At 69.3% G+C, this 21,015-nt stretch carries 20 protein-coding genes and 1 pseudogene; 10 read left to right on the top strand and 11 right to left on the bottom strand.

Annotation, left to right across the window (positions count from 1 at the left end):
• Positions 1-27: 27 nt before the first annotated feature.
• Positions 28-1,233, bottom strand: coding sequence for an O-succinylhomoserine sulfhydrylase (gene metZ, locus ACQ860_RS10690; RefSeq protein WP_431303357.1), 1,206 nt, complete (start codon positions 1,231-1,233; stop codon positions 28-30).
• Positions 1,234-1,503: 270 nt separating this feature from the next.
• On the opposite strand from metZ, the gene ACQ860_RS10685 reads away from it, so the two are divergent.
• Positions 1,504-1,833 carry an Hpt domain-containing protein gene (locus ACQ860_RS10685; protein ID WP_431303356.1) on the top strand — a complete coding sequence of 110 codons (330 nt, stop codon included), beginning with the start codon at positions 1,504-1,506 and terminating at the stop codon, positions 1,831-1,833.
• A 13-nt stretch (positions 1,834-1,846) separates the two neighbouring features.
• The gene (locus ACQ860_RS10680; RefSeq protein WP_431303355.1) at positions 1,847-3,226 is read left to right on the top strand and encodes a sigma-54-dependent transcriptional regulator; all 1,380 of its coding nucleotides are present in this window, start codon (positions 1,847-1,849) and stop codon (positions 3,224-3,226) included.
• Between the two features lie 10 nt (positions 3,227-3,236).
• Here ACQ860_RS10680 and fabG read toward each other — a convergent pair whose 3' ends face one another.
• The 5 genes from fabG to ACQ860_RS10655 form a co-directional block, all read right to left on the bottom strand.
• Entirely contained in the window at positions 3,237-3,974 is a 738-nt protein-coding gene (gene fabG, locus ACQ860_RS10675; protein ID WP_431303354.1) for a 3-oxoacyl-[acyl-carrier-protein] reductase, read from the bottom strand.
• A gap of 5 nt (positions 3,975-3,979) precedes the next feature.
• A complete protein-coding gene (locus ACQ860_RS10670; RefSeq protein ID WP_431303353.1) occupies positions 3,980-4,417 on the bottom strand; it encodes a GNAT family N-acetyltransferase in 438 nt (145 codons plus the stop codon).
• On the bottom strand, positions 4,414-5,355 hold the full coding sequence (fabD, locus tag ACQ860_RS10665) for an ACP S-malonyltransferase (RefSeq protein WP_431303352.1): 942 nt from the start codon (positions 5,353-5,355) through the stop codon (positions 4,414-4,416). Before fabD ends, ACQ860_RS10670 begins: the two co-directional genes overlap by 4 nt.
• A gap of 311 nt (positions 5,356-5,666) precedes the next feature.
• Positions 5,667-6,635 carry a tripartite tricarboxylate transporter substrate-binding protein gene (locus ACQ860_RS10660; protein ID WP_431305747.1) on the bottom strand — a complete coding sequence of 323 codons (969 nt, stop codon included), beginning with the start codon at positions 6,633-6,635 and terminating at the stop codon, positions 5,667-5,669.
• A gap of 77 nt (positions 6,636-6,712) precedes the next feature.
• On the bottom strand, positions 6,713-6,988 hold the full coding sequence (locus ACQ860_RS10655) for a BolA family protein (RefSeq protein WP_431303351.1): 276 nt from the start codon (positions 6,986-6,988) through the stop codon (positions 6,713-6,715).
• A gap of 74 nt (positions 6,989-7,062) precedes the next feature.
• Between ACQ860_RS10655 and ACQ860_RS10650 the strand changes: the two genes are divergently transcribed.
• The 4 genes from ACQ860_RS10650 to ACQ860_RS10635 all read left to right on the top strand — a co-directional run bounded on the left by ACQ860_RS10650 (position 7,063) and on the right by ACQ860_RS10635 (position 11,598).
• The gene (locus ACQ860_RS10650) at positions 7,063-7,644 is read left to right on the top strand and encodes a J domain-containing protein (protein WP_431303350.1); all 582 of its coding nucleotides are present in this window, start codon (positions 7,063-7,065) and stop codon (positions 7,642-7,644) included.
• Positions 7,645-7,743: 99 nt separating this feature from the next.
• On the top strand, positions 7,744-8,745 hold the full coding sequence (gene cobS, locus ACQ860_RS10645) for a cobaltochelatase subunit CobS (RefSeq protein ID WP_213616818.1): 1,002 nt from the start codon (positions 7,744-7,746) through the stop codon (positions 8,743-8,745).
• Position 8,746: 1 nt separating this feature from the next.
• Positions 8,747-10,612, top strand: a complete 1,866-nt coding sequence (gene cobT, locus ACQ860_RS10640; RefSeq protein ID WP_431303349.1) for a cobaltochelatase subunit CobT — start codon at positions 8,747-8,749, stop codon at positions 10,610-10,612.
• 50 nt (positions 10,613-10,662) lie between these two features.
• The gene (locus ACQ860_RS10635; RefSeq protein WP_431303348.1) at positions 10,663-11,598 is read left to right on the top strand and encodes an esterase-like activity of phytase family protein; all 936 of its coding nucleotides are present in this window, start codon (positions 10,663-10,665) and stop codon (positions 11,596-11,598) included.
• On the opposite strand, the gene mdoH is transcribed toward ACQ860_RS10635, so the two are convergent.
• Together mdoH and ACQ860_RS10625 are read right to left on the bottom strand one after the other, a co-directional pair.
• A complete protein-coding gene (gene mdoH / locus ACQ860_RS10630) occupies positions 11,583-13,259 on the bottom strand; it encodes a glucans biosynthesis glucosyltransferase MdoH (RefSeq protein ID WP_431303347.1) in 1,677 nt (558 codons plus the stop codon). The genes ACQ860_RS10635 and mdoH overlap by 16 nt on opposite strands.
• Before the next feature lie 302 nt (positions 13,260-13,561).
• Positions 13,562-13,690, bottom strand: coding sequence for a hypothetical protein (locus ACQ860_RS10625; protein WP_431303346.1), 129 nt, complete (start codon positions 13,688-13,690; stop codon positions 13,562-13,564).
• Between the two features lie 187 nt (positions 13,691-13,877).
• Between ACQ860_RS10625 and gtdA the strand changes: the two genes are divergently transcribed.
• From gtdA to gyrB, 3 genes are read left to right on the top strand one after another with little or no spacing between them, the layout of a single operon-like run.
• Positions 13,878-14,927 (top strand): gentisate 1,2-dioxygenase, encoded by a 1,050-nt coding sequence (gene gtdA / locus ACQ860_RS10620; protein ID WP_431303345.1) that lies wholly within the window; start codon positions 13,878-13,880, stop codon positions 14,925-14,927.
• A 52-nt stretch (positions 14,928-14,979) separates the two neighbouring features.
• A complete protein-coding gene (gene recF / locus ACQ860_RS10615) occupies positions 14,980-16,113 on the top strand; it encodes a DNA replication/repair protein RecF (protein WP_431303344.1) in 1,134 nt (377 codons plus the stop codon).
• A 45-nt stretch (positions 16,114-16,158) separates the two neighbouring features.
• Positions 16,159-18,606: a DNA topoisomerase (ATP-hydrolyzing) subunit B gene (gene gyrB, locus ACQ860_RS10610; RefSeq protein ID WP_431303343.1), complete on the top strand. Its 2,448-nt coding sequence runs from the start codon at positions 16,159-16,161 to the stop codon at positions 18,604-18,606.
• A 212-nt stretch (positions 18,607-18,818) separates the two neighbouring features.
• Here the strand turns inward: gyrB and ACQ860_RS10605 are convergent, their stop codons facing one another.
• From ACQ860_RS10605 to ACQ860_RS10595, 3 genes and pseudogenes are all read right to left on the bottom strand, one after another.
• Complete coding sequence (locus ACQ860_RS10605) at positions 18,819-19,421, bottom strand: IS5 family transposase (protein ID WP_431303342.1); 603 nt, start codon at positions 19,419-19,421, stop codon at positions 18,819-18,821.
• Positions 19,400-19,570, bottom strand: a pseudogene (locus ACQ860_RS10600) (transposase); the annotation flags it as partial. The gene ACQ860_RS10605 and the pseudogene ACQ860_RS10600, both read right to left, overlap by 22 nt.
• Positions 19,571-19,645: 75 nt before the next feature.
• Positions 19,646-20,611, bottom strand: coding sequence for an IS481 family transposase (locus ACQ860_RS10595; RefSeq protein ID WP_431301893.1), 966 nt, complete (start codon positions 20,609-20,611; stop codon positions 19,646-19,648).
• Positions 20,612-20,705: 94 nt separating this feature from the next.
• Between ACQ860_RS10595 and ACQ860_RS10590 the strand changes: the two genes are divergently transcribed.
• The gene (locus tag ACQ860_RS10590) at positions 20,706-20,957 is read left to right on the top strand and encodes a hypothetical protein (protein WP_431303341.1); all 252 of its coding nucleotides are present in this window, start codon (positions 20,706-20,708) and stop codon (positions 20,955-20,957) included.
• Positions 20,958-21,015: the final 58 nt, after the last annotated feature.

Raw genomic sequence — 21,015 nt, 5'->3', positions numbered from 1 at the left:
ATCATGCCACGCCCGGGGCGCGCGGGGCTACTCCGCCGCGCGCAGGCCGGGCGCGCTCACCGCGTCCAGCGCCTCCGCCAGGTCCTCGATCAGGTCGGCCACATCCTCCAGGCCGACCGAGAGGCGCACCGTGCCGTCGGTGATGCCGAGCTTGGCGCGCTCTTCCGGGCCGATCCGCATGTGTGTGGTGGTGGCGGGATGCGTGGCGAGCGACTTGGAATCACCCAGGTTGTTGGAGATGTCCACCACCTGCAGCGCGTTCATGAAGCGGAAGCAGGCGTCCTTCCCACCCTTGATGTCGAAGGTGACGAGCGTGCCGCCGGCCGACATCTGCCGCACCGCCAGCGCATGCTGCGGGTGGTCGGCGCGGAAGGGGTAGAGCACGCGGGCGATCTCGGCGCGCTCGCTCAGGAAATCGGCGACCGCGGCGGCGTTGCGGCACATCTGGTCCACGCGCAGCTTGAGCGTCTCCAGCCCCTTGAGGATGACCCAGGCGTTGAAGGGGGACATGGCGGGGCCGGTGTTGCGGATGAAGGGCATCAGCACCTCCTCCACCCATTTCTTGCGACCCAGCACGGCGCCGCCCAGCACGCGGCCCTGGCCGTCCATGTGCTTGGTGCAGGAATAGACGACGACATCGGCACCCTGCTCCAGCGGCTTCTGCAGGAGCGGCGTGGCGAAGACATTGTCCACCACGACCAGCGCGCCGGCCTCATGCGCCAGTTTGCAGACGGCCGGCACGTCCACGAGTTCCAGCATCGGGTTGGAGGGGCTTTCCAGCAGCACCATGGTGGCCGGCCTGCTGAGTGCCAGCTTCCACTGCGCCATGTCCCCGCCATCCACGAATTCGGCCTGGATGCCGTAGCGCGGCAGCAGCGTGCTCACGATCCAATGGCAGGAACCGAAGAGCGCGCGGGAGGCGACGAGGCGATCACCCGTCTTGAGGTGGGAGAGAAGGGCGGAATGCACCGCCGCCATGCCGGTCGCCATCAGGCGGCAGGCTTCCGCGCCCTCGATGGCGCAGAGGCGGTCCTCCAGCATGGTCGTCGTCGGGTTGGCGAAGCGGCTGTACTGGTAGTGCTCGATCTCGTTCTTGAAGGTCGCTTCCGCCTGCTCGGCATTGTCGTAGACGAAGCCCGAGGTGAGGAACATCGCCTCGGCGGTTTCGCCGTGGTTGGAGCGGTTGAGGCCACCGCGGACGAGTTGCGTGGCGGGACGAAGCTTGCGGGACATGATGAACACCCTCATCCGAAACAAAGACGTCCGGCACCCTGGGCGGGGTGGGGATCACGCCCGCGCATCGCGGGGCGCTCCCTGGGCCGTTTAGCGCGCTTGTTTTCCGCCTGGATCAGGGTGAACCTGAGACAGACGACCCGGTTGGGACCTCGCCGCAAGCTGGCCGGACAAATCGCGAGGGCATGTTGAGGCTTAGACCTGGGGGAGGGGAGCGTCAATCGCCAAGTCATTGACGTGAACGGTTGGGAAATGCGAAGAGTCTCAGGAATGAGCGCGCTCGATCCGGAAGTGGCCACTCAATTGGCCGAAGACCTGCCGCCTGACGTGTTCCGCACGATCATCTCGACCTTCGAGGAGGATCTCACGCGGCTCGCGCAGGAATTGGCCGCGGCCGCGCAGGCGGGGAACCAGGAGGCCTATGAGCGGGCGGCCCACAGTCTGGCGGGTGCGGCGGCCGCGGTGGGCGCCGTGGGGCTGGAGCGCGAGGCGAGGATCGCCATGGACCATCGCCAGCCGGTGCCGCCGCAGGAGGTCCTGCCGCGGCTGCTGACCGAGGCGAAGGCCGCCCTGCAGGCGCTGCACGCCCTGATCCATTGAGCGGCGCGGCCCGATGACCGCGCGCGTCCTGCTGGTCGAGGATACGCCGACCCAGGCCGAGATCGCGAAGATCATGCTGCGCGATTTCGGGCATGACATGCGCCACGCCGAGACCGGCGCGCAGGCGCTTTCCATGGCGCAGGAGTGGCAGCCGGACGCCATCCTGGTGGACCTGATGCTGCCCGACTTTTCCGGCATCGAGCTGATGCGGCGCCTCAAGGCCGCGAAGGTGGACGCGACCTGCATCGTCCTCACCGCGCATGGCTCGGTGAACACCGCGGTCGAGGCGATGCGCGAGGGCGCCACCGACTTCCTGCTCAAGCCCTATGCCGCGGCGCGGCTGCGGGTCACGCTCGACAACGCGCTGGAGAAGCGCGCGCTCCGCAAGGAGCTGGACACGGCGCGGACCGAGCTGGGGCGCGAGAGCTTCGGCGGCTTCATCGGCGCCTCGCCCGCCATGCAGGCGGTGTATCGCACGCTGGAAAGTGTGGCCGCCTCCAAGGCCACGGTCTTCATCACGGGCGAGAGCGGCACGGGCAAGGAGGTGGCAGCCGAGACGCTGCACCAGGCCTCGCCGCGCAGAAACAAGCCCTTCGTCGCGCTCAACTGCGGCGCCATCCCGCGCGACCTGCTGGAGAGCGAGATCTTCGGCCATGTGAAGGGCGCCTTCACGGGGGCCACCGAGAACCGTGCGGGGGCCGCGCGCAGCGCCGATGGCGGCACGCTCTTCCTGGATGAGATCGGCGAGATGCCGATGGAGATGCAGGTGAAGCTGCTGCGCTTCGTGCAGAGCGGCACCGTGACACCGGTGGGCGGCACGCGGGCGGAGGCGGTTGATGTGCGCCTGGTCTGCGCCACCAACCGCGATATCCTGGCCGAGGTGCAGGCCGGGCGCTTCCGCGAGGATCTGTATTACCGCCTCTATGTGGTGCCGGTCTCGCTGCCGCCGCTGCGGATGCGCGGCGAGGATGTGCTGCTGATCGCGCGCCACCTGCTGCGCAACTTCGCGCGCGAGGAGGGCAAGCAGTTCCAGCGCTTCGATGATGAGGCCGAGGCCGCGATCCGCGCCTATCCCTGGCCGGGCAATGTGCGGCAGTTGCAGAATGTGCTGCGCAACGCGGTGGTGCTGCATGAGGGCGAGGTGGTGACGCGCGCCATGCTGCCCGGGCTTCTGTTGCATGGGGCGCAGGCCGGTGCGCCCGTCTCCGCGCCCGTCGCTGTGGCGCCCGCCTTTGCCGCGCCGCTCATCGAGCCGCTGGCCGTCTCGGAGAAGAAGCTGATCCTGGCCGCGCTGGAACACACCGGCCAGGACGTGCCGCGCGCGGCGGCGCTGCTGGAGGTGAACCCCAGCACCATCTACCGTAAGCTGACGGCGTGGAAGAAGGAGGCCTGACGCTGAGGCGTCAGACCATCAGCATGCCGCCATTCACATGGATGGTGGTGCCGGTGACCCAGGCCGCTTCGTCCGAGGCGAGGTAGGTGACGGCCGAGGCCACGTCCTTGGCACTCCCCATCTTGGCGAGCGGGATGCGCGAAAGCAGCGCGGTCTTCTGCGCCTCGTTCAGCTTGTCGGTCATCGGCGTCGCGATGAAGCCCGGCGCCACGACGTTGATGGTGACGCCGCGCGGCGCCACTTCCTGCGCCAGCGCCTTGCTCATGCCGATCAGCCCGGCCTTGGCCGCGGCGTAGTTCGCCTGGCCGGCATTGCCCGTCACGCCCACGATGGAGGCGATGGAGATGATGCGGCCCGCGCGGCGCTTCATCATGCCGCGAAGGGCCGCGCGCGCCAGGCGGAAGGGGGCGTTGAGGTCCACTTCGAGGACGGCGTTCCAATCCTCGTCGCCCATGCGCAGTGCCAGCATGTCCCGCGTGAAGCCGGCATTGTTCACCAGGATGTCGAGGCGGCCATGCGCGGCCTCGATGCCGTCCACCAGGGCGGCGGGGGCGGCGGGGTCGTTCAGGTCGGCGGGCATGACGCTGGCGCGCTCGCCGAGCTGTGCGGCCACGGCATTCAGCTCCGCTTCGCGCCGGCCGGTGAGGACGACATGGGCGCCCTGGGCATGCAGCGCCTCGGCGATGCCGATGCCAATGCCCGAGCTGGCGCCGGTGACGAGCGCGATCTTGCCGGTCAGGTCAAACATGGGGGTCATTCCTTCGTCTCGCGCGCGAAGCGCTTCATCATGAAATAGCGGTGATGGCCGGGTGGGCTGTCCGGCAGCGTGCCGAAGAGGGTGTAGCCGCGCTTCTCATAGAAGGGGCGCGCCTGCCAGCTCAGCGTGTCGAGATAGGCGCCGACGCAGCCGCGCGCCTGGGCCTCCGCCTCGATCCGGTCGAAGAGCCGGGTGCCGAGGCCGCCGCGGCGCAGATCCTCCGGCAGGTAGACCATGAGCACATGCAGCCAGGCGGCGTAGCAATGGGCGTGGATGCCGCCGGCTGGCGCGTCCTCGCCGTCGCGGAAGACCATGAGGCGCAGCGGCTTGTAGCCGTGCTCGCCCACGAAGGGGCCGTTGAAGGCTTCGAAGCCCTTCGCCAGCACCCCTGCCAGCGGCGTCTCATCCGCTTCGGAAAGGACGATGCGCGTCACAGGCTCTTCAGGAAGGCTTCGATGTCGGCCGGGTTGTTGATGGCGAGTGCCGTGGCCTCGGGCGCGTTGCGCTTCATCAGGCCGGTGAGCACCTTGCCCGCGCCGATCTCGGCGAAGCGGGTGCAGCCGGCGGCGACCATGGCGGCCACGCATTCGCGCCACCGCACCGTGCCGGTGACCTGCTGCACCAGCAGGCCGCGGATCACGTCCGGGTCCGAGACGGGGGTGGCGGTGACGTTGGCAACGACGGGCACGGCGGGGTGGGACATGCTGGCCTTGGCCAGCGCCTCCTCCATCACGCGGGCGGCGGGGGCCATCATCGCGCAGTGGAAGGGGGCGGAGACGGGCAGGATCATGGCGCGCTTGATGCCGGCGGCCCTGGCGGCCTCGACGGCGCGTTCCACCGCGGCCTTGGCGCCGGAGACGACGACCTGGCCGCCGCCATTGTCATTGGCGACTTCGAGGACTTCACCTTGCGCGGCCTCGGCGCACATGGCGGCGGCCTGGGCGGCCTCGGCGCCGAGCAGGGCGGCCATGGCGCCCTCGCCCGGGGGGACGGCGGCCTGCATGGAATCGCCGCGCAGGCGCAGCAGGCGGGCGGCGGTCGCGAGGTCGAAGGCGCCGGCGGCGGTCAGCGCGCTGTATTCGCCGAGGCTGTGGCCCGCGACGAGCGAGACCTGGCGGGACATGTCGAAGCCGCCCTCCTTGGCCAGCACGCGGCTGACGGCGACGGAGACGGCCATGAGCGCGGGCTGGGCATTGGCGGTGAGGGTGAGTTCCTCGGCCGGGCCCTCGAACATGAGGCGCGAGAGCTTCTGGCCCAGCGCGTCATCCACCTCCTCGAAGGTCTCCCGGGCGAGGGGGAAGGCGTCGGCGAGGTCGCGGCCCATGCCGGGGGCCTGGCTGCCCTGGCCGGGGAAGACGAAAGCGAGTGACATGGCGGTTCCATGATGGACGTGTGACGGACGCCCCTTCGCGCCCAAGGGGACGGGAGTCAACCTGGGCGCAAGCGGGATGCAACGCGGGGGGCGGGCGGAGGAACGCGGCCCCTCCCAAACCGATCCGGCCGCGCGCTGGGACGGAGAGTGGCTGGACCTCCCAAACCTATCCGGCCGCACAGCGGCCGGCGCCGCCCAACCGACCGAAGGGCCGGGCGGACCCGCGGCGCGGCGAAGCCAAGCCGCCGGAGGCGGCGCCCGGCGCTTGAGGGCGGAAAAAAACCATCGTTCGCGCCGGGCGCTGGTCCCGCTTATTCTGGCGTGAACCCCGAGGCGCGAACGATGGGCCCCCACTCGTCCCGTTCCTGGCGGATGCGGGCCGCGAAGGCGGCCGGGCTCGCCGAGGTGCCGACGTTGAAGTCCAGCCGCTCCAGCGCCGCGCGCATCTCGGGCGTGTTGCCGACCTGGGTGATGGCGTTGAACAGCCCCTGCACGATCGGCGCGGGGGTGCCGGCCGGCAGCAGGGCGCCGAACCACTCATCCTTCGTCAGCGCGGTGAAGCCCAGCTCCTGGAAGGTGGGCACGTCGGGGAAGCGCGGGTTCCGCTGGGCCGAGGAGACGGCGAGCATGCGCAGGCCCACGCCATTCTGCGGCGAGACATCGCCCAGCACGCCCATGAAGGCATTCAGGCGCCCGGCGATCAGGTCCTGCACGGCGGGCACGGCGCCGCGATAGGGCACATGCGTCATGCGGATGTTCAGCGCCTGGGCCAGCATCAGGCCCATGAAGTGCGGGCTGGCGCCGGCGGCGGGGGAGGCGAAGGGGATCTCGTTGGGCTGGGTGCGCGCCCAGGCGCCGAATTCGGCCAGCGTCCGGGCCGGATGGCTCATCGGAACACAAAAGGCAAAGGGGAAGGTGCAGACGGTGCTGACGGGGATGAAGTCGGTCAGCGCGTCATAGCGCACGTCGCGCGGGAAGATGTGCGGCTGCAGCGTCAGCATGGAGGCGGGCGTCTGCAGATAGGTCGTGCCGTCCTTGTCCGTGTCCTTCACGAATTCGACGGCGATGCGGCCGGCCGCGCCCACGCGGCCTTCCACGATCACGTTGGGGGCGTAGACGCCGCGCAGGCGATCGGCATAGAGGCGGGCCACGATGTCCGAACTGCCGCCGGCCGGGAAGCCGATGATGATGCGGGCGTTGCGGGCGACCGTCTGGGCGGCGGCCGGCAGCGCGAGGGCGGGCGTGGCGAGGGCGGCGCCCAGCAGGGCACGGCGGTGCATCGGGATCACGGGCGTTTCTCCATCGAATTTTTGTGGAGAAGCGTTTAACCAATCCCCCGCCGGGAGGCGAGAGCTTGTCAGCCCGCCTCGGCTGGAGCGCGCAGGGTGAGCGCCAGCGCGTGCAGGCCGCCGGCGAATTCGGTGGCCAGGGCCTCGTGCACGGCCCGCGACCGTGCCACGCGGTTCATCCCGGTAAAGGCCTCGCTGACCAGCAGAACGCTGTAATGCGTCTCGCCCCCCGGGGCGGCGCCCGCATGGCCGGCGTGGCGGTGGCTGTCATCCACCACCTCCAGGCGAAGGGGCGCGAAGCGCTGGTTGAGGGCGGCATGGATGCGGTCGGCGCGAGGGGACATGCACGCAAAATCCCAGACCGCGGCCCGCTTGCCAAGTTGTTGCCAATCCGGGGGGGCACACCCATAACGGTCCGATGGCACGCCGTGCGAGCTTCCAACCCCAGACCGACCCGAAGGCGCCCAAGCGGCCCTGCGCCGCGCCGGATTGCCCGGCGGCCGGGGAATATCGCGCGCCGAAGGACCGCGCGCTCCGCGAATATCTCTGGTTCTGCCTGGAGCATGTGCGCCAGTACAATGCCGGCTGGGATTTCTACCGCGGCATGGCGCCGTCGGACATCGAGAGCGCCATCCGGCTCGACACGGTGGGCGGGCGGCCGACCTGGCCGCTGGGGCGTCTGGGCGGCGTGCGGCTCGACCCCGAGCGCATGGCGGACCCCTTGGGCATCCTGCGCGACGCGGCCCCGCGCGAGAGGCGGCGCGCCCCGCCACGGGCCGAGGCTCCGCCCGAATTGCGCGCGGCGCTGGGCTTGCTGGAGCTGGAATGGCCGCTCGACCCGGCCACGCTGAAATCGCGCTACAAGGAACTGGCGAAGCGCTACCACCCCGATGCGAATGGCGGGGATCGCAGCGCGGAAGAGCGGCTGAAGGACATCAATCGCGCCTATTCCCTGCTGCGCCAGAAGATCGGCCGCGCCGAGCCGGCGCATGCGGGCTGACCCCCGCCCCGGCGATGCCCGGGTAGCCCAATCGCATCGGCTGCCCTAACATCATCCGGACCTGCATATGCCCACCCCATCCAACGAAGCGGAAGCGTGATGACCAAGCTGGCCCAGAGCGGCGATGTGAGCCCCACCTCAGCCATCAATATGCCCGACACCACCGTCAATGCGCGCGACGTCTTCGGCGTGGACATCGACATGCAGGTGCCCGCCTATTCGGTCCGCACCGAGCATGTGCCCGAGCTCGACCCCTCCTACCGCTTCGACCGCGAGACGACGCTTGCGATCCTGGCCGGCTTCGCGCACAACCGCCGCGTGATGATCCAGGGCTACCACGGCACCGGCAAATCCACCCACATCGAGCAGGTGGCGGCGCGCCTCAACTGGCCCTGCATCCGCGTGAACCTGGACAGCCACATCAGCCGCATCGACCTGATCGGCAAGGACGCCATCGTCCTGAAGGACGGCAAGCAGATCACCGAATTCCGCGAGGGCATCCTGCCCTGGGCGCTGCAGCATCCCTGCGCGCTGGTGTTCGACGAGTATGACGCGGGCCGCCCGGACGTGATGTTCGTGATCCAGCGCGTGCTGGAGGTCGAGGGCAAGCTCACGCTGCTCGACCAGAACCGCGTGATCCGCCCGCACCCGATGTTCCGCCTCTTCGCGACCGCGAACACGGTGGGCCTCGGCGACACGACCGGCCTCTATCACGGCACGCAGCAGATCAACCAGGGCCAGATGGACCGCTGGAACATCGTGGCGACGCTGAACTACCTGCCGCATGCGCAGGAGACCGAGATCGTCATGGCGAAGCTGGGTTCGACCGACGCCAAGATGAAGAAGCAGGTGGAGGCGATGGTGGCCCTGGCCGACCTGACGCGCGCCGGCTTCATCGCGGGCGACATCAGCACCGTCATGTCGCCGCGCACGGTCATCACCTGGGCGGACAACACGCGCATCTTCGGCGATGTGGGCTTCGCCTTCCGCCTGACCTTCCTGAACAAGTGCGACGAGGCCGAGCGCTCGACGGTGGCGGAATACTACCAGCGCTGCTTCAACGCCGAGATCGCGACGGGGCTCTACAAGAAGGCGGGGTGATGTGACCAAGCAGGACCTCACCCGCCAGGAAGAGTTCAAGCGCGCGACGGCCGGCGTGGTCCGTGCCATCGCGCAGCAGACCGAAGTGCAGGTCGCCTTCCAGCCCGGCCCGGCCGGTGTCTCGGGCAAGCGCGCGCGGCTGCCGCTGCCCACGCGCTCGCTGCCGCCCAATGAAATGGCGAAGCTGCGCGGTGCCGCCGATGCGGTGGCGCTGAAGCTGCGCCATCACGACGAGGCGACGCACGCCGCCCGCGCGCCCGCCCGCAAGGAGGCGCGCGAGGTCTTCGACGCGCTGGAGGATGTGCGCGTCCAGGCCGTGGGCAGCCGCCACATGGCCGGCGTGGCCGCCAATCTGCGCGCCCGGCTCTCGGAGGAATGCGAGGCCGAGGGCTATGACCGGATGACGCGGAAGGACCAGCTTCCGCTGCACACCGCGCTCTCGCTCATGGCGCGCGAGCGCATCTCGGGCGAGCCCGCGCCGGCCGCCGCCACCCGCATCCTCGAGATGTGGCGCGGCAGCCTGGACGAGAAGGCCAGCGCCGCGATGGAGGAGCTGGTCTCCTCCACCGAGGATCAGGAGGCCTTCGCCCGGGCGGCCCGCAAGCTGCTGACGGCACTCGACCTCGCCGAGGCCGAGACGGAGAGCGAGGCCGACCAGGACGAGGAAGGCGACGAGGGCGGCGACCAGTCCACCCAGCAGGACCAGGCCAGCGCCGGCGAGGCGCAGAGCCAGGAGCAGGAATCCATGCAGGGCGCCGAGCCCGAGAGCATGGAGGGCGAGGCCGCCGACGAGGAGGCGCAGGACAGCGAGGAAGAGGGCGCGGCCGCCGAGGGCGACGAGAAGCCCGGTGGCCCGCAGGCCCGCAAGGAAGTCCCGCAGACCGACGACACCACGCGCTACCGCGCCTTCTCGACGCAGTTCGACGAGGTGGTGGAGGCCGATGACCTCTGCGATCCGGATGAGCTGACGCGGCTGCGCCAGCAGCTCGACCAGCAGCTGCAGCACCTGCAGGGCGTGGTCTCGAAGCTCGCCAACCGTCTGCAGCGGCGCCTCATGGCGCAGCAGCAGCGCGCCTGGGATTTCGACCTGGAGGAGGGCATCCTCGACGTGGCGCGTCTTGCCCGCGTCGTCGCCAACCCGACGCTCGCGCTTTCCTACAAGCATGAGCGCGAGGCGGATTTCCGCGATACGGTGGTCACGCTGCTCATCGACAATTCCGGATCGATGCGCGGGCGGCCCATCACGGTTGCGGCGATGTGCGCCGACATCCTGGCCCGCACGCTGGAGCGCTGCGGCGTGAAGGTCGAGATCCTCGGCTTCACCACGCGCGCCTGGAAGGGCGGGCAGGCGCGGGAGCGCTGGGTGCAGGAGGGCAAGCCGCGCAATCCCGGCCGCCTGAATGACCTGCGCCACATCATCTACAAGGGTGCCGACGCGCCCTGGCGCCGCTCGCGCCGCGCCATCGGCCTGATGCTGCGCGAGGGGCTGCTCAAGGAGAACATCGACGGCGAGGCGCTGCACTGGGCCTATAAGCGCATCCTCGCGCGCACCGAGCATCGCCGCATCCTGATGGTGATCAGCGATGGCGCGCCGGTGGATGACAGCACGCTCTCGGTGAACCCCGGCAATTACCTCGAGCGCCATCTGCGTGAGGTGATCAAGGACATCGAGACGCGCAACGCGGTGGAGCTCATCGCCATCGGCATCGGGCATGACGTGACGCGCTACTACCGCCGCGCGGTGACGATCGTGGATGCCGAGGAGCTGGGCGGCACCATGATGAAGAAGCTGACCGAGCTCTTCGACGAGGACGCAGCCGAGGCCTGGCATCGGGCATCGGCCGAGCGTGCGCCGGCCATCCTCTGACCGGCATGGCGCGGGGCGTTGCCGCCCCGCGCGCATCGCCTCCCTGTGACATGACCCCATCGCTCCACCGCCGCGCGCTCCTCGCGGGTCTCGCCCTGCTGCCCGGCTGCGCGCGGGCCAGCGCGCCCGTGCTCGGCCCGCCCGCGCGGCCCTTCCTGGAGCCGCTTGGCGCGCTGGCGCTCGACACGTCGCCCTGGGGTTTCGGCGGGCTTTCGGCGCTGCATCTGGCGCCCGATCTGACGCTGACGGCGATCAGCGATCTCGGCCGATGGTGGCGCGCGCCGCTGGTGCTGCGCGAGGGGCGGCTCTCGGGCATCGGCGAGGTGCGGCACGGGCCCTTGCGTGATGCCGCGGGCCAGCCGCTGCGGCGTGGCTCGAATGGCGATGCGGAGAGCCTGGCGCGCCTGCCGGATGGCGATTGGCTGGTCGGCTTCGAGCGGCGCCACCGCATCCTGCGCTTCCGCGACCTCGCGGGGCCCGGCCAGCCGATCGAGACGCCACCGGGGCTGGAGGAAGCGCCCGGCAATGGGGGGCTGGAGGGCCTCGCCATCCTCGCCGATGGGCGCTTGCTGGCGCTGGCCGAGTCGCTGCCCGGTGCGGCGGGGCCCGAGAGCCGTGCGGCCTGGTTCGGCACGCTGAACGGCGGGCGCGTCACCTGGCGGCGGACGAGCTACATCCCCGCAGCCGGCATGGACCCGACCGATGCGGCGGGCCTGCCGGATGGCGGGGCGCTGGTGCTGGAACGGCGATTTTCCATCTTCGGCGGCTTCACCGGGCGGCTCGCGCATCTGCCGGCCGCGGCGCCGCGGGGGGTGGAGCCCCTGCGCGGCGAGACCTGGCTCGACCTGCCGCCCGACGCCCCGGCCGAGAACTGGGAAGGTGTCGCCGTCGCACGGCATGGCGGGCGGACGCTGGTTGTGCTGGTCTCGGACGACAACCAGAGCCCGTTCCAGGAGACGCTTCTGCTGCTCTACGCGCTCCGCTGAAGAGGGGGGCGCTGAGCGATTTCCTCCGGCGTCGCGGCCCAGCCGCGCGTGGTGAGGAAGCGCGCCAGGGCCGGCGAGGACGTGGCGACGCAGAAGGGAATCGCGAGCAGCAGCCCGCCCGCCCAGGGCAGCGCGAACCAGATGGCCCAGGGCGCGGTGAGCGCGAGGAAGGCAAAGGCCAGCACGCCCACCAGCGTATGGAAGCCCAGCAGCCGGGCCGCATCGCCCCAGCCGACATCGCGCGCCGCGCGGTTCTGCGTGGCCCAGCCCATGCGGGCGCCGAAGGGCAGGGCGGCCAGGAAGCGCGCCTTGTTCACGCAGGAGATGGGCGAGAGGATCGTCGTGAAGAGGATCTCCGCCAGCGCGCCGGCCGCGAAGCGGGCGCGGCCGCCATAGCGCGCGGCCTCCCGTCCCTGGAGGAGCACCTGGGCGTAGCCCATGAGCTTGGGCGCATGCTGCGTGACCCAGAACAGCGCCATCAGCGCGGCGAGGTGCGAGGCGCCGACCTCATTGAAGCGGCCCAGCGCGGCAAGGAGGGCGGCGAGCGCGAAGGCCAGCACCCAGAGCGGCGCGCAGAGGAACAGCAGGATCGCCTGGATCAGCTGGAAGCGCGCCATGGCGGAAAGGCCCGGGCGGCGCAGCAGGGGCAGGTATTGCATGTTGCCCGCGGCCCAGCGCAGGTCGCGGGCCATGAATTCCGGCAGGGCGGGTGGGTTGCCCTCCAGGCTGCCGGCCTCCTCCGGCAGGCACCAGACCTCCCAGCCCGCGCCATGCAGGCGGATGGCCTCCACCTGGTCATGGCTGAGGATGGTGGAGCCGTCGGGCAGGGTGTCGAGCTTGCCATGCGCGCGGAAGGGGGCGATGCGGATCAGCGCGTTGTGGCCCCAATAGGGTCCCTTCGGCCCCTGCCACCAGCCTTGGCCGGTGGCCCAGGCGCGCATGCCCGCCCGCATGCCGAACTGGAAGAGGCGCGGGAAGGCCGCCGCGACCGGCCGGCCGACGATGAGCTGCTGCAGGATGGCGATGCGCGGCGCGGCGTCGAGGGCGAGCGCCAGCTTCATCACGGCCGCCGGCGTCATCTCGGAATCGGCGTCGAGACAGAGGAGATAGTCATAGGCGGCCCCCTCATTCTCCAGGAACTCCATGACATTGCCGGCCTTGAAGCCGGTGTTCACGTCGCGGCGGCGGAGATGGATGCGCGCGGCATCCTCCGGGCGCCAGGCGGCCAGCGCGGCGTCCTCGGCGGCGCGGAGGGCGGGGTCCTGCGTATCGGAGAGGAACCAGAGGTGGAAATGGCTGGCTGGCAGCCCATCCAGCAGCGGGCCGAGGGCGGCAAGGATCGGGCCCATCTCCTCGTTGCGGAGGCAGAGGGCGATGGCGGTACGGCCCTCGGGCCTTGGGCGCGAGAGGTCGAGGTCACGCAGCGCGGGCACCACATGGGCCGGCGGATCGCGGGTGAAGAGCAGGATGGCGCCGCCCAGCAGCGCATTCATCGTGGAGAGCGCGATCCAGGGCGTGAGCAAGGCGAGGCAGGCGAGGAAGAGCGCCTCGGGGACGAGAAGGGCCTCCACCGATGGGGGGGTGGGGATGGTGGAGGCCAGGAGCAGGGCGCCGCAAATCAGGGCGCCGAGCCCGAGTGTGGCAATCGGTCGGATGCGCATGCCGCGTGCCTTAGCGGATAATCCGCGCGGGATCACGGCAGGTTTCAGCCTGGAATTCGGCCGCTGCTGCCCCGGGCGGCGTGGGCCTGGGGCGAATAAAAGGGGCCTCCGCTGCGGGAAAAGGGGGGGGATGCGGCGGAGGCCAGGATCAAGGAACCCTGGGTGGGGCGCCTGATCCGAAACCGGGTCGGTCGGGCGAGGCGGTCATGCGGCGGCGCGGGAGGAGGGGCCGCGGCGCCGCAGGACCGTGTGGCCGTCTCGCCGCGGACGGAGGCCTCCGTCGGGCGAGGTGGCGAAACGGGTCAGGCGGCGATGATCTTCCAGGCGACATGACCCAGCACGCCGACCAGGGCGGCGGAGGCGGCGAGGAGGGAGAAGCGCAGCGCCATCAGAACGACCTCACCGCGATTGATCTCAGTACGGTCAGACATTCTCAAATTCCTTACAATAGGAGGTTGCACCTGCCATTCTTATACACGATCCATTAACGAATGAAACCGGAAATTGTGGTTCAGGCGCATTTTGTTTATTTAAAAGACTAATACTCTATTTTTGAGACGTTTTTACTCACCCGCGACTCTCGCCTATGATCGGCATGCAACCCCGCGGGAGCGCGCCATGGACCAGAACCCCCCTCCCAATGCCGCCGCCCTGGGTCGGCTCTATGCCGAGATGGCCCCGCGCCACCTCTACCCGCTCTGGGAGGTGCTGCACGGCCTGGTCACGCCCGTGCCGCGCTCCGCCGCCCAGCCCGTGCTGTGGCACTATGCCGAGGCGCGCGATTTCCTGATGCGCGCGGGTGGCCTGATCAGCGCGGAGCAGGCGGAACGCCGCGTGCTGATCATGGAAAACCCGAGCCTGCCGGGCTCCTCCTGCGCCACGCCCTCGCTCTATGCCGGCCTGCAGCTCATTCTCCCCGGCGAGGTCGCCCCCTGCCATCGCCACACCCAATGCGCGCTGCGCTTCGTGATGGAGGGCGACGGCGCCTTCACTGCGCTGGATGGCGAGAAGGCGATGATGCGGCCCTTCGACCTCGTGCTCACGCCCAATTGGCAATGGCATGACCATGGCAACACCAGCGCCGCGCCGATGATCTGGCTCGACGGGCTCGACATCCCCATGGTGCGCTTCTTCGAGACGAGCTTCGCCGAGCGCCTGCCGGACTCCGCCCATCCCGAGACGGCGCCGGCGGGGGATACGCTCGCGCGCTATGGCCGCAATCTGCGGCCCTTCGCGGGCACCGCTGCCGCGCGACGGCCGGCGCGATTGCCGCTGTTCCACTACACCTTCATCGAATGGCGCGCGGCGCTCGGCGCCATCGCGGCGCATGACGCGCCCGATCCGCATCTCGGCCACGCGCTGGAATTCACCAATCCGGCGGATGGCGGGCCGATCATGCCCACCATCGCGGCGCATGTGCGGCTGCTGCCGGCGGGCTTCACCACGCGGCCGCGGCAGGCGACCGATGGCACGATCTTCGTCGTCGTCTCCGGGCGTGGCACCGCGCGCATCGGCGGGCAGGACTTCGCGTTGATGGAGCGGGACTGCTTCGTCGTGCCCTCCTGGCAGGCGCTGGAGCTGGAGGCGGCGAGCGAGCTGGTGCTCTTCGGCTATTCCGACCGCGCGGCGCAGGAGAAACTTGGGCTTTGGCGCGAAGCCAGGGCATAAGGGCCGCCCGCTCAAAGAGGAACTTCGCGCGGCTGCTGCGCCGCCTTCCGCCATGCTCCGTCTCACGCGCCTCCGCCTTACGCGCTACCGCTCCTACGCCGCGGCGGAGCTGCGCTTCGACGCGCCCATGCTGGTCTTCACCGGGCCCAATGGCGCCGGCAAGACCAACCTGCTGGAGGCGATCAGCCTGCTTGGCCCCGGGCGCGGGCTGCGCGGCGCCCGCATCGGCGAGGTGGGCATGCAGGGCGGTGGAAGCTGGAGCGTCTCCGGTCATTTCGACGATGGGCTGGGCGGCTTCGAGATCGGCACCGGCAGCCTGGAGGAGGGCAGCGCCGACCGCCGCGCCTTCCGCCTGGATGGCGAGAAGATCCGCGCCCAGGCGGAGCTGGCCGAGCGCGTGGCGGCCGTCTGGATCACGCCGCAGATGGACCGCCTCTTCCAGGAGAGTGCTGGCGGGCGCCGGCGCTTCCTCGACCGTCTGGCGATGGCGCTGGAGCCGCATCTGGCGCGCGAGGCGACGGCCTATGAGGCCGCGATGGCCGGCCGCAACCGCCTGCTGCAGAAGGGCCGCGCCGAGCCCGCCTGGCTGGCCGCGCTGGAGGATGCGATGGCGCGGCACGGCATCGCCATCGCAGCCTCCCGCCGGGCCCTGGTGGCGCGGCTGAACGTGGCCCAAGGCGCCGTGGCCGAGAGCGCCTTTCCTGCCGCGATCCTGGCGCTGCAATGCCCGGCGGCGGCGCTGCTGGAGGAGATGCCCGCACTGGCCGCCGAGGACGCCCTGCGCGCGGCCTGGGCCGCCTCCCGCCCGCGGGATGCGGCGGCCGGGGCGACCCTCAGCGGCCCGCACCGGGCGGACCTGCTCTTCACCCATGCGGCCAAGGCCATGCCGGCCGGGCTCTGCTCGACGGGCGAGCAGAAGGCGCTGCTGATCTCGACCGTGCTGGCCCATGCCGGGCTGATCGCGGCCGCGCGCGGCTTCGCGCCGCTTCTGCTGCTGGACGAGGTGGCCGCCCATCTGGACGAGGCGCGGCGCGGGGCGCTGTTCGCGGCGCTCGCGGCACTCCCCGCGCAATGCTTCCTGACGGGCACGGATGCGGATGTGTTCGCCCCCCTCGCGGGTCGTGCCGGGCATTGGCGGATCGCGCCCGGGGAGGCCCATCCTTCGCCCCTGTCCCTGCCCGCGTAAATCGGGCATAAACCCTAGGTTCTGCCAAAGGTTTTCCGATTCCCGATGACCAGCGATTCCCCGACCGGTGGTGACACGCCGAATCAGGTTTCCGACGCCGACTACACCGGCGCCTCGATCACCGTCCTGCGCGGCCTGGAGGCGGTGCGCAAACGCCCGGGCATGTATATCGGCGACACGGATGACGGCTCGGGCCTGCACCACATGGCCTTCGAGATCATCGACAATTCGGTGGATGAGGCGCAGGCCGGTTATGCCAGCCGCGTGGATGTCGTGCTGAACGGAGATGGCAGCGTCTCCGTCACCGATGACGGGCGCGGCATCCCGGTGGACATGCACCCGGAGGAAGGTGTCTCCGCGGCCGAGGTGGTGCTGACGCGGCTGCATGCGGGCGGCAAGTTCAACCAGAATTCCTACAAGGTCTCGGGCGGGCTGCACGGCGTGGGGGCCGCCGTGGTGAACGCGCTCAGCGAATGGATGGAAGTCCGCATCTGGCGCGGCGGCATCGAGCATTTCATCCGCTTCGAGCAGGGCGATACGGTGCAGCCGCTGAAGGTGATCGGTCCGTCGGATCATCCGCAGGGCACGCAGGTGACGTTCAAGCCCTCGGCCGCGACCTTCACGCAGGTGGAGTATGATTTCCACATCCTGGAGCGGCGCCTGCGCGAACTCGCCTTCCTCAATTCCGGCCTCGCCATCACGCTGCGCGATGACCGCCACGTGCCGGCGCAGAGCGCCGAGTTCAAGTTCGATGGCGGCCTCGTCGCCTTCGTCGAATGGCTCGACAAGGGCAAGGAGCCCCTCTTCAAGCCACCGATCAGCGTGATCGCGAAGGAAGGCGACGGCATCCGCGTCGAGCTCGCGATGTGGTGGACCAATTCGCCGCGCGAGGTGATGCTCTGCTTCACCAACAACATCCCGCAGCGCGATGGCGGCTCGCACCAGGCGGGCTTCCGCCAGGCGCTGACGCGCATCGTCTCCAAATACGCGGAAGACCTGGCGAAGAAGGAGAAGATCGAGCTCGCCGGCGATGACATGCGCGAGGGGCTGACCTGCGTGCTCTCGGTGAAGGTGCCGGACCCGAAGTTCAGCAGCCAGACCAAGGACAAGCTGGTCTCCTCCGAGGTGCAGCCGGTGGTGCACATGGCCGTCGCCGATGCGCTCTCGCACTGGTTCGAGACGCATCCGAAGGAGGCGAAGCTCGTCCTCGACCAGGTCGTGCTGAGCGCCGTCGCCCGCAAGGCGGCGCAGCTGGCGCGCGAGAAGGTAGGGCGGAAGAACGCGCTCGACATCTCCACGCTGCCCGGCAAGCTCGCCGACTGCCAGGAGAAGGACCCGACGAAGAGCGAGCTCTTCCTCGTCGAGGGTGACAGCGCGGGCGGTTCGGCCAAGCAGGGGCGCAACCGCGCGAACCAGGCGATCCTGCCGCTGAAGGGCAAGATCCTGAACGTGGAACGCGCCCGCGTGGACAAGATGCTGGCGAGTGCGGAAATCGGCACGCTCATCACCGCACTCGGCACCGGCATCGGCACCGGCGATCCGGCGAAGGGCGGCTTCTCGGCCGACAAGCTGCGCTACCACAAGATCATCATCATGACGGACGCGGATGTGGATGGCTCGCACATCCGCACGCTGCTGCTGACCTTCTTCTTCCGCCAGATGCCGGAGCTGATCGAGCGCGGCCATCTCTACATCGCGCAGCCGCCGCTCTATCGCGCGAAGCGCGGCCAGGAGGAGCGGTACCTGAAGGATGACCGCGCGCTGGAGGACTACCTGATCGAGAAGGCGACGGGGGGCGCCCGCATGACGCTGGCCGATGGCCGCGTGGTGACGGGCCAGGAACTGGCCGAGATCGTCGAGGGTCTGCGGCAGACGACGTCGCGCATCCGGCGCCTCGCGGCGCAGGTGCCCGTCGAGATCGTCGAGCAGGCGGCAATGGCCGGGATTCTCACGCCCGACGTGCAGCGCGCGCTGGAAGGCGCACCGGATTTCGTGACGCGCCTCGATGCCATGGCGCCGCCGGCCGAGCGCGGCTGGAAGGCCTCGGTGGATGAGGCCGGCATCCACATCCATCGCATGGTGCGCGGCGTGGCCGAGCGCCACACGCTGACGGCGGCCGCCCTTCGCAGCAGCGAGGCGCGCTGGCTGGATGACCGCCGCGCCAAGCTCGCCGCCGAATTCGCGGCGGGTGCGACGCTCGCCTTCGAGGGGAGCGAGGCCGCGGTGCGCGGCCCGCTCGCCGCCTTCGACCGCATCCTGGCGCAAGGCCGCCGCGGCCTCTCCTTCCAGCGCTTCAAGGGCCTGGGCGAGATGAACCCCGACCAGCTCTGGAAGACCACGCTGGACCCCGCCGTGCGCACGCTGCTGCAGGTGCGCGTGGATGACGCGGAGGATGCGGAGAGCGTCTTCTCCACCCTCATGGGCGACGTGGTGGAACCGCGCCGCGACTTCATCGTGGGCAATGCGCTGAAGGTGGCGAACCTGGATGTATGATAGACTTGGCCGATTGATATGATTGGCATTGCGTAGTTCTATCTATCGGTGGCCGAGGGCATCGTGTCGCTCGTGGAGGATGATCTCCACATGGACAGGAGACGAGGCCATGACCCTGATCGCCAGGACCACCGCCTGCGCCGCCGCCCAGGGCCTCCCGACCTATTGCAACAACACGCTCTACACCAACTCGCTCTAGGCTCGAGACTCATTCAGCACCAGCAGATGATTGCGGCTGCGATGGCGACGGCCGAGGCGCAGTTGTTGGCGAGCTTGTCGTATCTGGTGTGGATGCGGCGCCAGTCCTTCAGCCGGCTAAAGGTTCGCTCGATGGCGTTTCGCGCTCGGTAGGCAGTCTTGTCGAAGGGATGGAACCGCCTGCGGGTGGGGTTGTTCGGGATGACCGGCAGGGTGCCCCGCTCGGCGAGAAACGCACGCAGGCCGTTGCTGTCATAGGCCGCGTCGGCCAGGAGCTTGGCTGACGGGGGCAGGCGGGCGAGTAGGTCGTGAGCGGGGCGCATGTCGCCCATCTGGCCGGGCGTCACGACGAAGGTGAGAACGCGGCCCGTGCCATCGGTTACGAGGTGGATCTTGGTCCCGCGACCGCCGCGGGAGCGGCCAATGGCCTGGAACTCGGCCCCCCTTTTCCGCCCGCCGCCGCGCGCTGTGCCTTGGCTGTCGTGCTGTCGATCAACTGCAGACCACCTGGCGTCGCCTGTACCAGCGCGGTCAACATCTGCGTCCAGATGCCGCGCTGCGACCAGCGGTGATAGCGATTGTAGATCGTGGTGGGCGGGCCATAGATCCGAGGGCAATCCTGCCAGCGGCCGCCATGCTTGAGCATGTGCACGATCCCGCTGAGCACACGCCGGTCGTCCACCCGACGTGCCCCGGGCTGGTTCTGCGGCAGGAGCGGCGCGATCGCTTCCCACTGCCGATCCGTCAGCCAAAACCCATGCGCCATCCGCGTCGCCCCCCTGAACGAAGGCAGCGAATCACATCGCAACGTGTCGAAGCCAGACCTGATTGGGTTTGGAGCCTAGGTGTTTAGTCCCGGCATTTGGTGGTGCGGATTTTTGTTGAATCGTTCGGGCGTTTCTGCCCACGTCCTGCAGATGAACTCGTAGGGTGTGAGGCCGCGGAGGCGCTTAAGGCGGCGGGCGAAGTTGTAGGCGGCGACGAAGTCGTCGAGGTGTCGTCGCAACTGCTCGTGGTTGTCGTAGTGGAAGCGCTTGACTGTGGCGTCCTTGATGGTGCGGTTCATCCGCTCGACCTGACCATTCGTCCAAGGATGATTGATCTTGGTGAAGCGGTGCTCGATGCCGTTTTCCTGGCACCGCATGGCGAACATGTGGGTCATGTAGCGCGCCGTCGGGCCGTCGGCGTAGCGCGGGGCAAAGCGGAATTGGATTCCGTTGTCGGTGAGTACCGTATGGATGCGGTAGGGCACGGCGGCGATGAGGGCCTCTAGGAAGGCGGATGCCGTGACGCGCGTGGCGCTCTCGACTAGTTGGACGAAGGCGAACTTGCTGGTGCGGTCGATGGCCACAAACAGATAGAGCTTGCCTTCTTCGGTCTGCACCTCGGCGATGTCGATGTGGAAGAAGCCGATGGCGTAAGTCTTGAACTTGGCCTTGGACTTCTTGTCGCCCTCGACCTCGGGCAGGCGCGAGATGCCGTGACGCTGCAGGCAGCGGTGCAGGGCGGAGCGGGTGAGCTGCGGGATAGTGGCCTGCAGGGCGTAGAGGCAGTCGTCCAGCGGCAGCAGGGTGTGACGGCGGAAGGCGACGACGATGGCCTCCTGCTCGGGTGACAGCGTGGAGGAGCGGGCGTCTCGCGGCCCGGTGGGCAGATCGGTGACCGAGGTGCGCTTGCGCCACTTGGCGATGGTCTTGGGGTTCACGCCGTAACGCCTGGCGAGTTCTCTCAGGCTCGCTTGACTATGCTGGATCGCGCGACGGACCGCCTCTGTCGTTGTGGCGCACCCATGGAGAATTTGACCCATAGCGCATCCTTCCATTCCTTGGAGAAGACTGCACCATCAAAACCCGGGATCAAACACCTAGGCCAATCTGCACTCCGATGGGCGCACGGCGCAGGTGCGGTATCATGGCCAGTTCCAGAACCGCAGCGCCCGCGCGATGACGGCGAACATGCTGGCCGTCCGCGAGATCATCATCAACAACATCCGCTTCCCGGTCGTGCGCCACATCGCGACGCTTGACCTGAACGCCTGGGAGCAGAAGGACGTGCCGTTCCTGATGATCCGCGTGAACAACCCGGCCGGCACGGGCGCGCCGAGCGCGGTGGATGTGGGCCGCGCGATCCGCTTCACCTGCACCATGCGATGAGCCCATGCGGCGGAACCACAAAAGGGCCGGCCGCGTGACGGCCGCCCTTTTTTCGTGC

The organism is Sediminicoccus sp. BL-A-41-H5 (assembly GCF_050632405.1).
Taxonomy (GTDB): domain Bacteria; phylum Pseudomonadota; class Alphaproteobacteria; order Acetobacterales; family Acetobacteraceae; genus Roseococcus.
The sequence above is the reverse complement of the archived record's forward strand: the minus strand, read 5'-3'. Positions and strand labels throughout refer to the sequence as shown.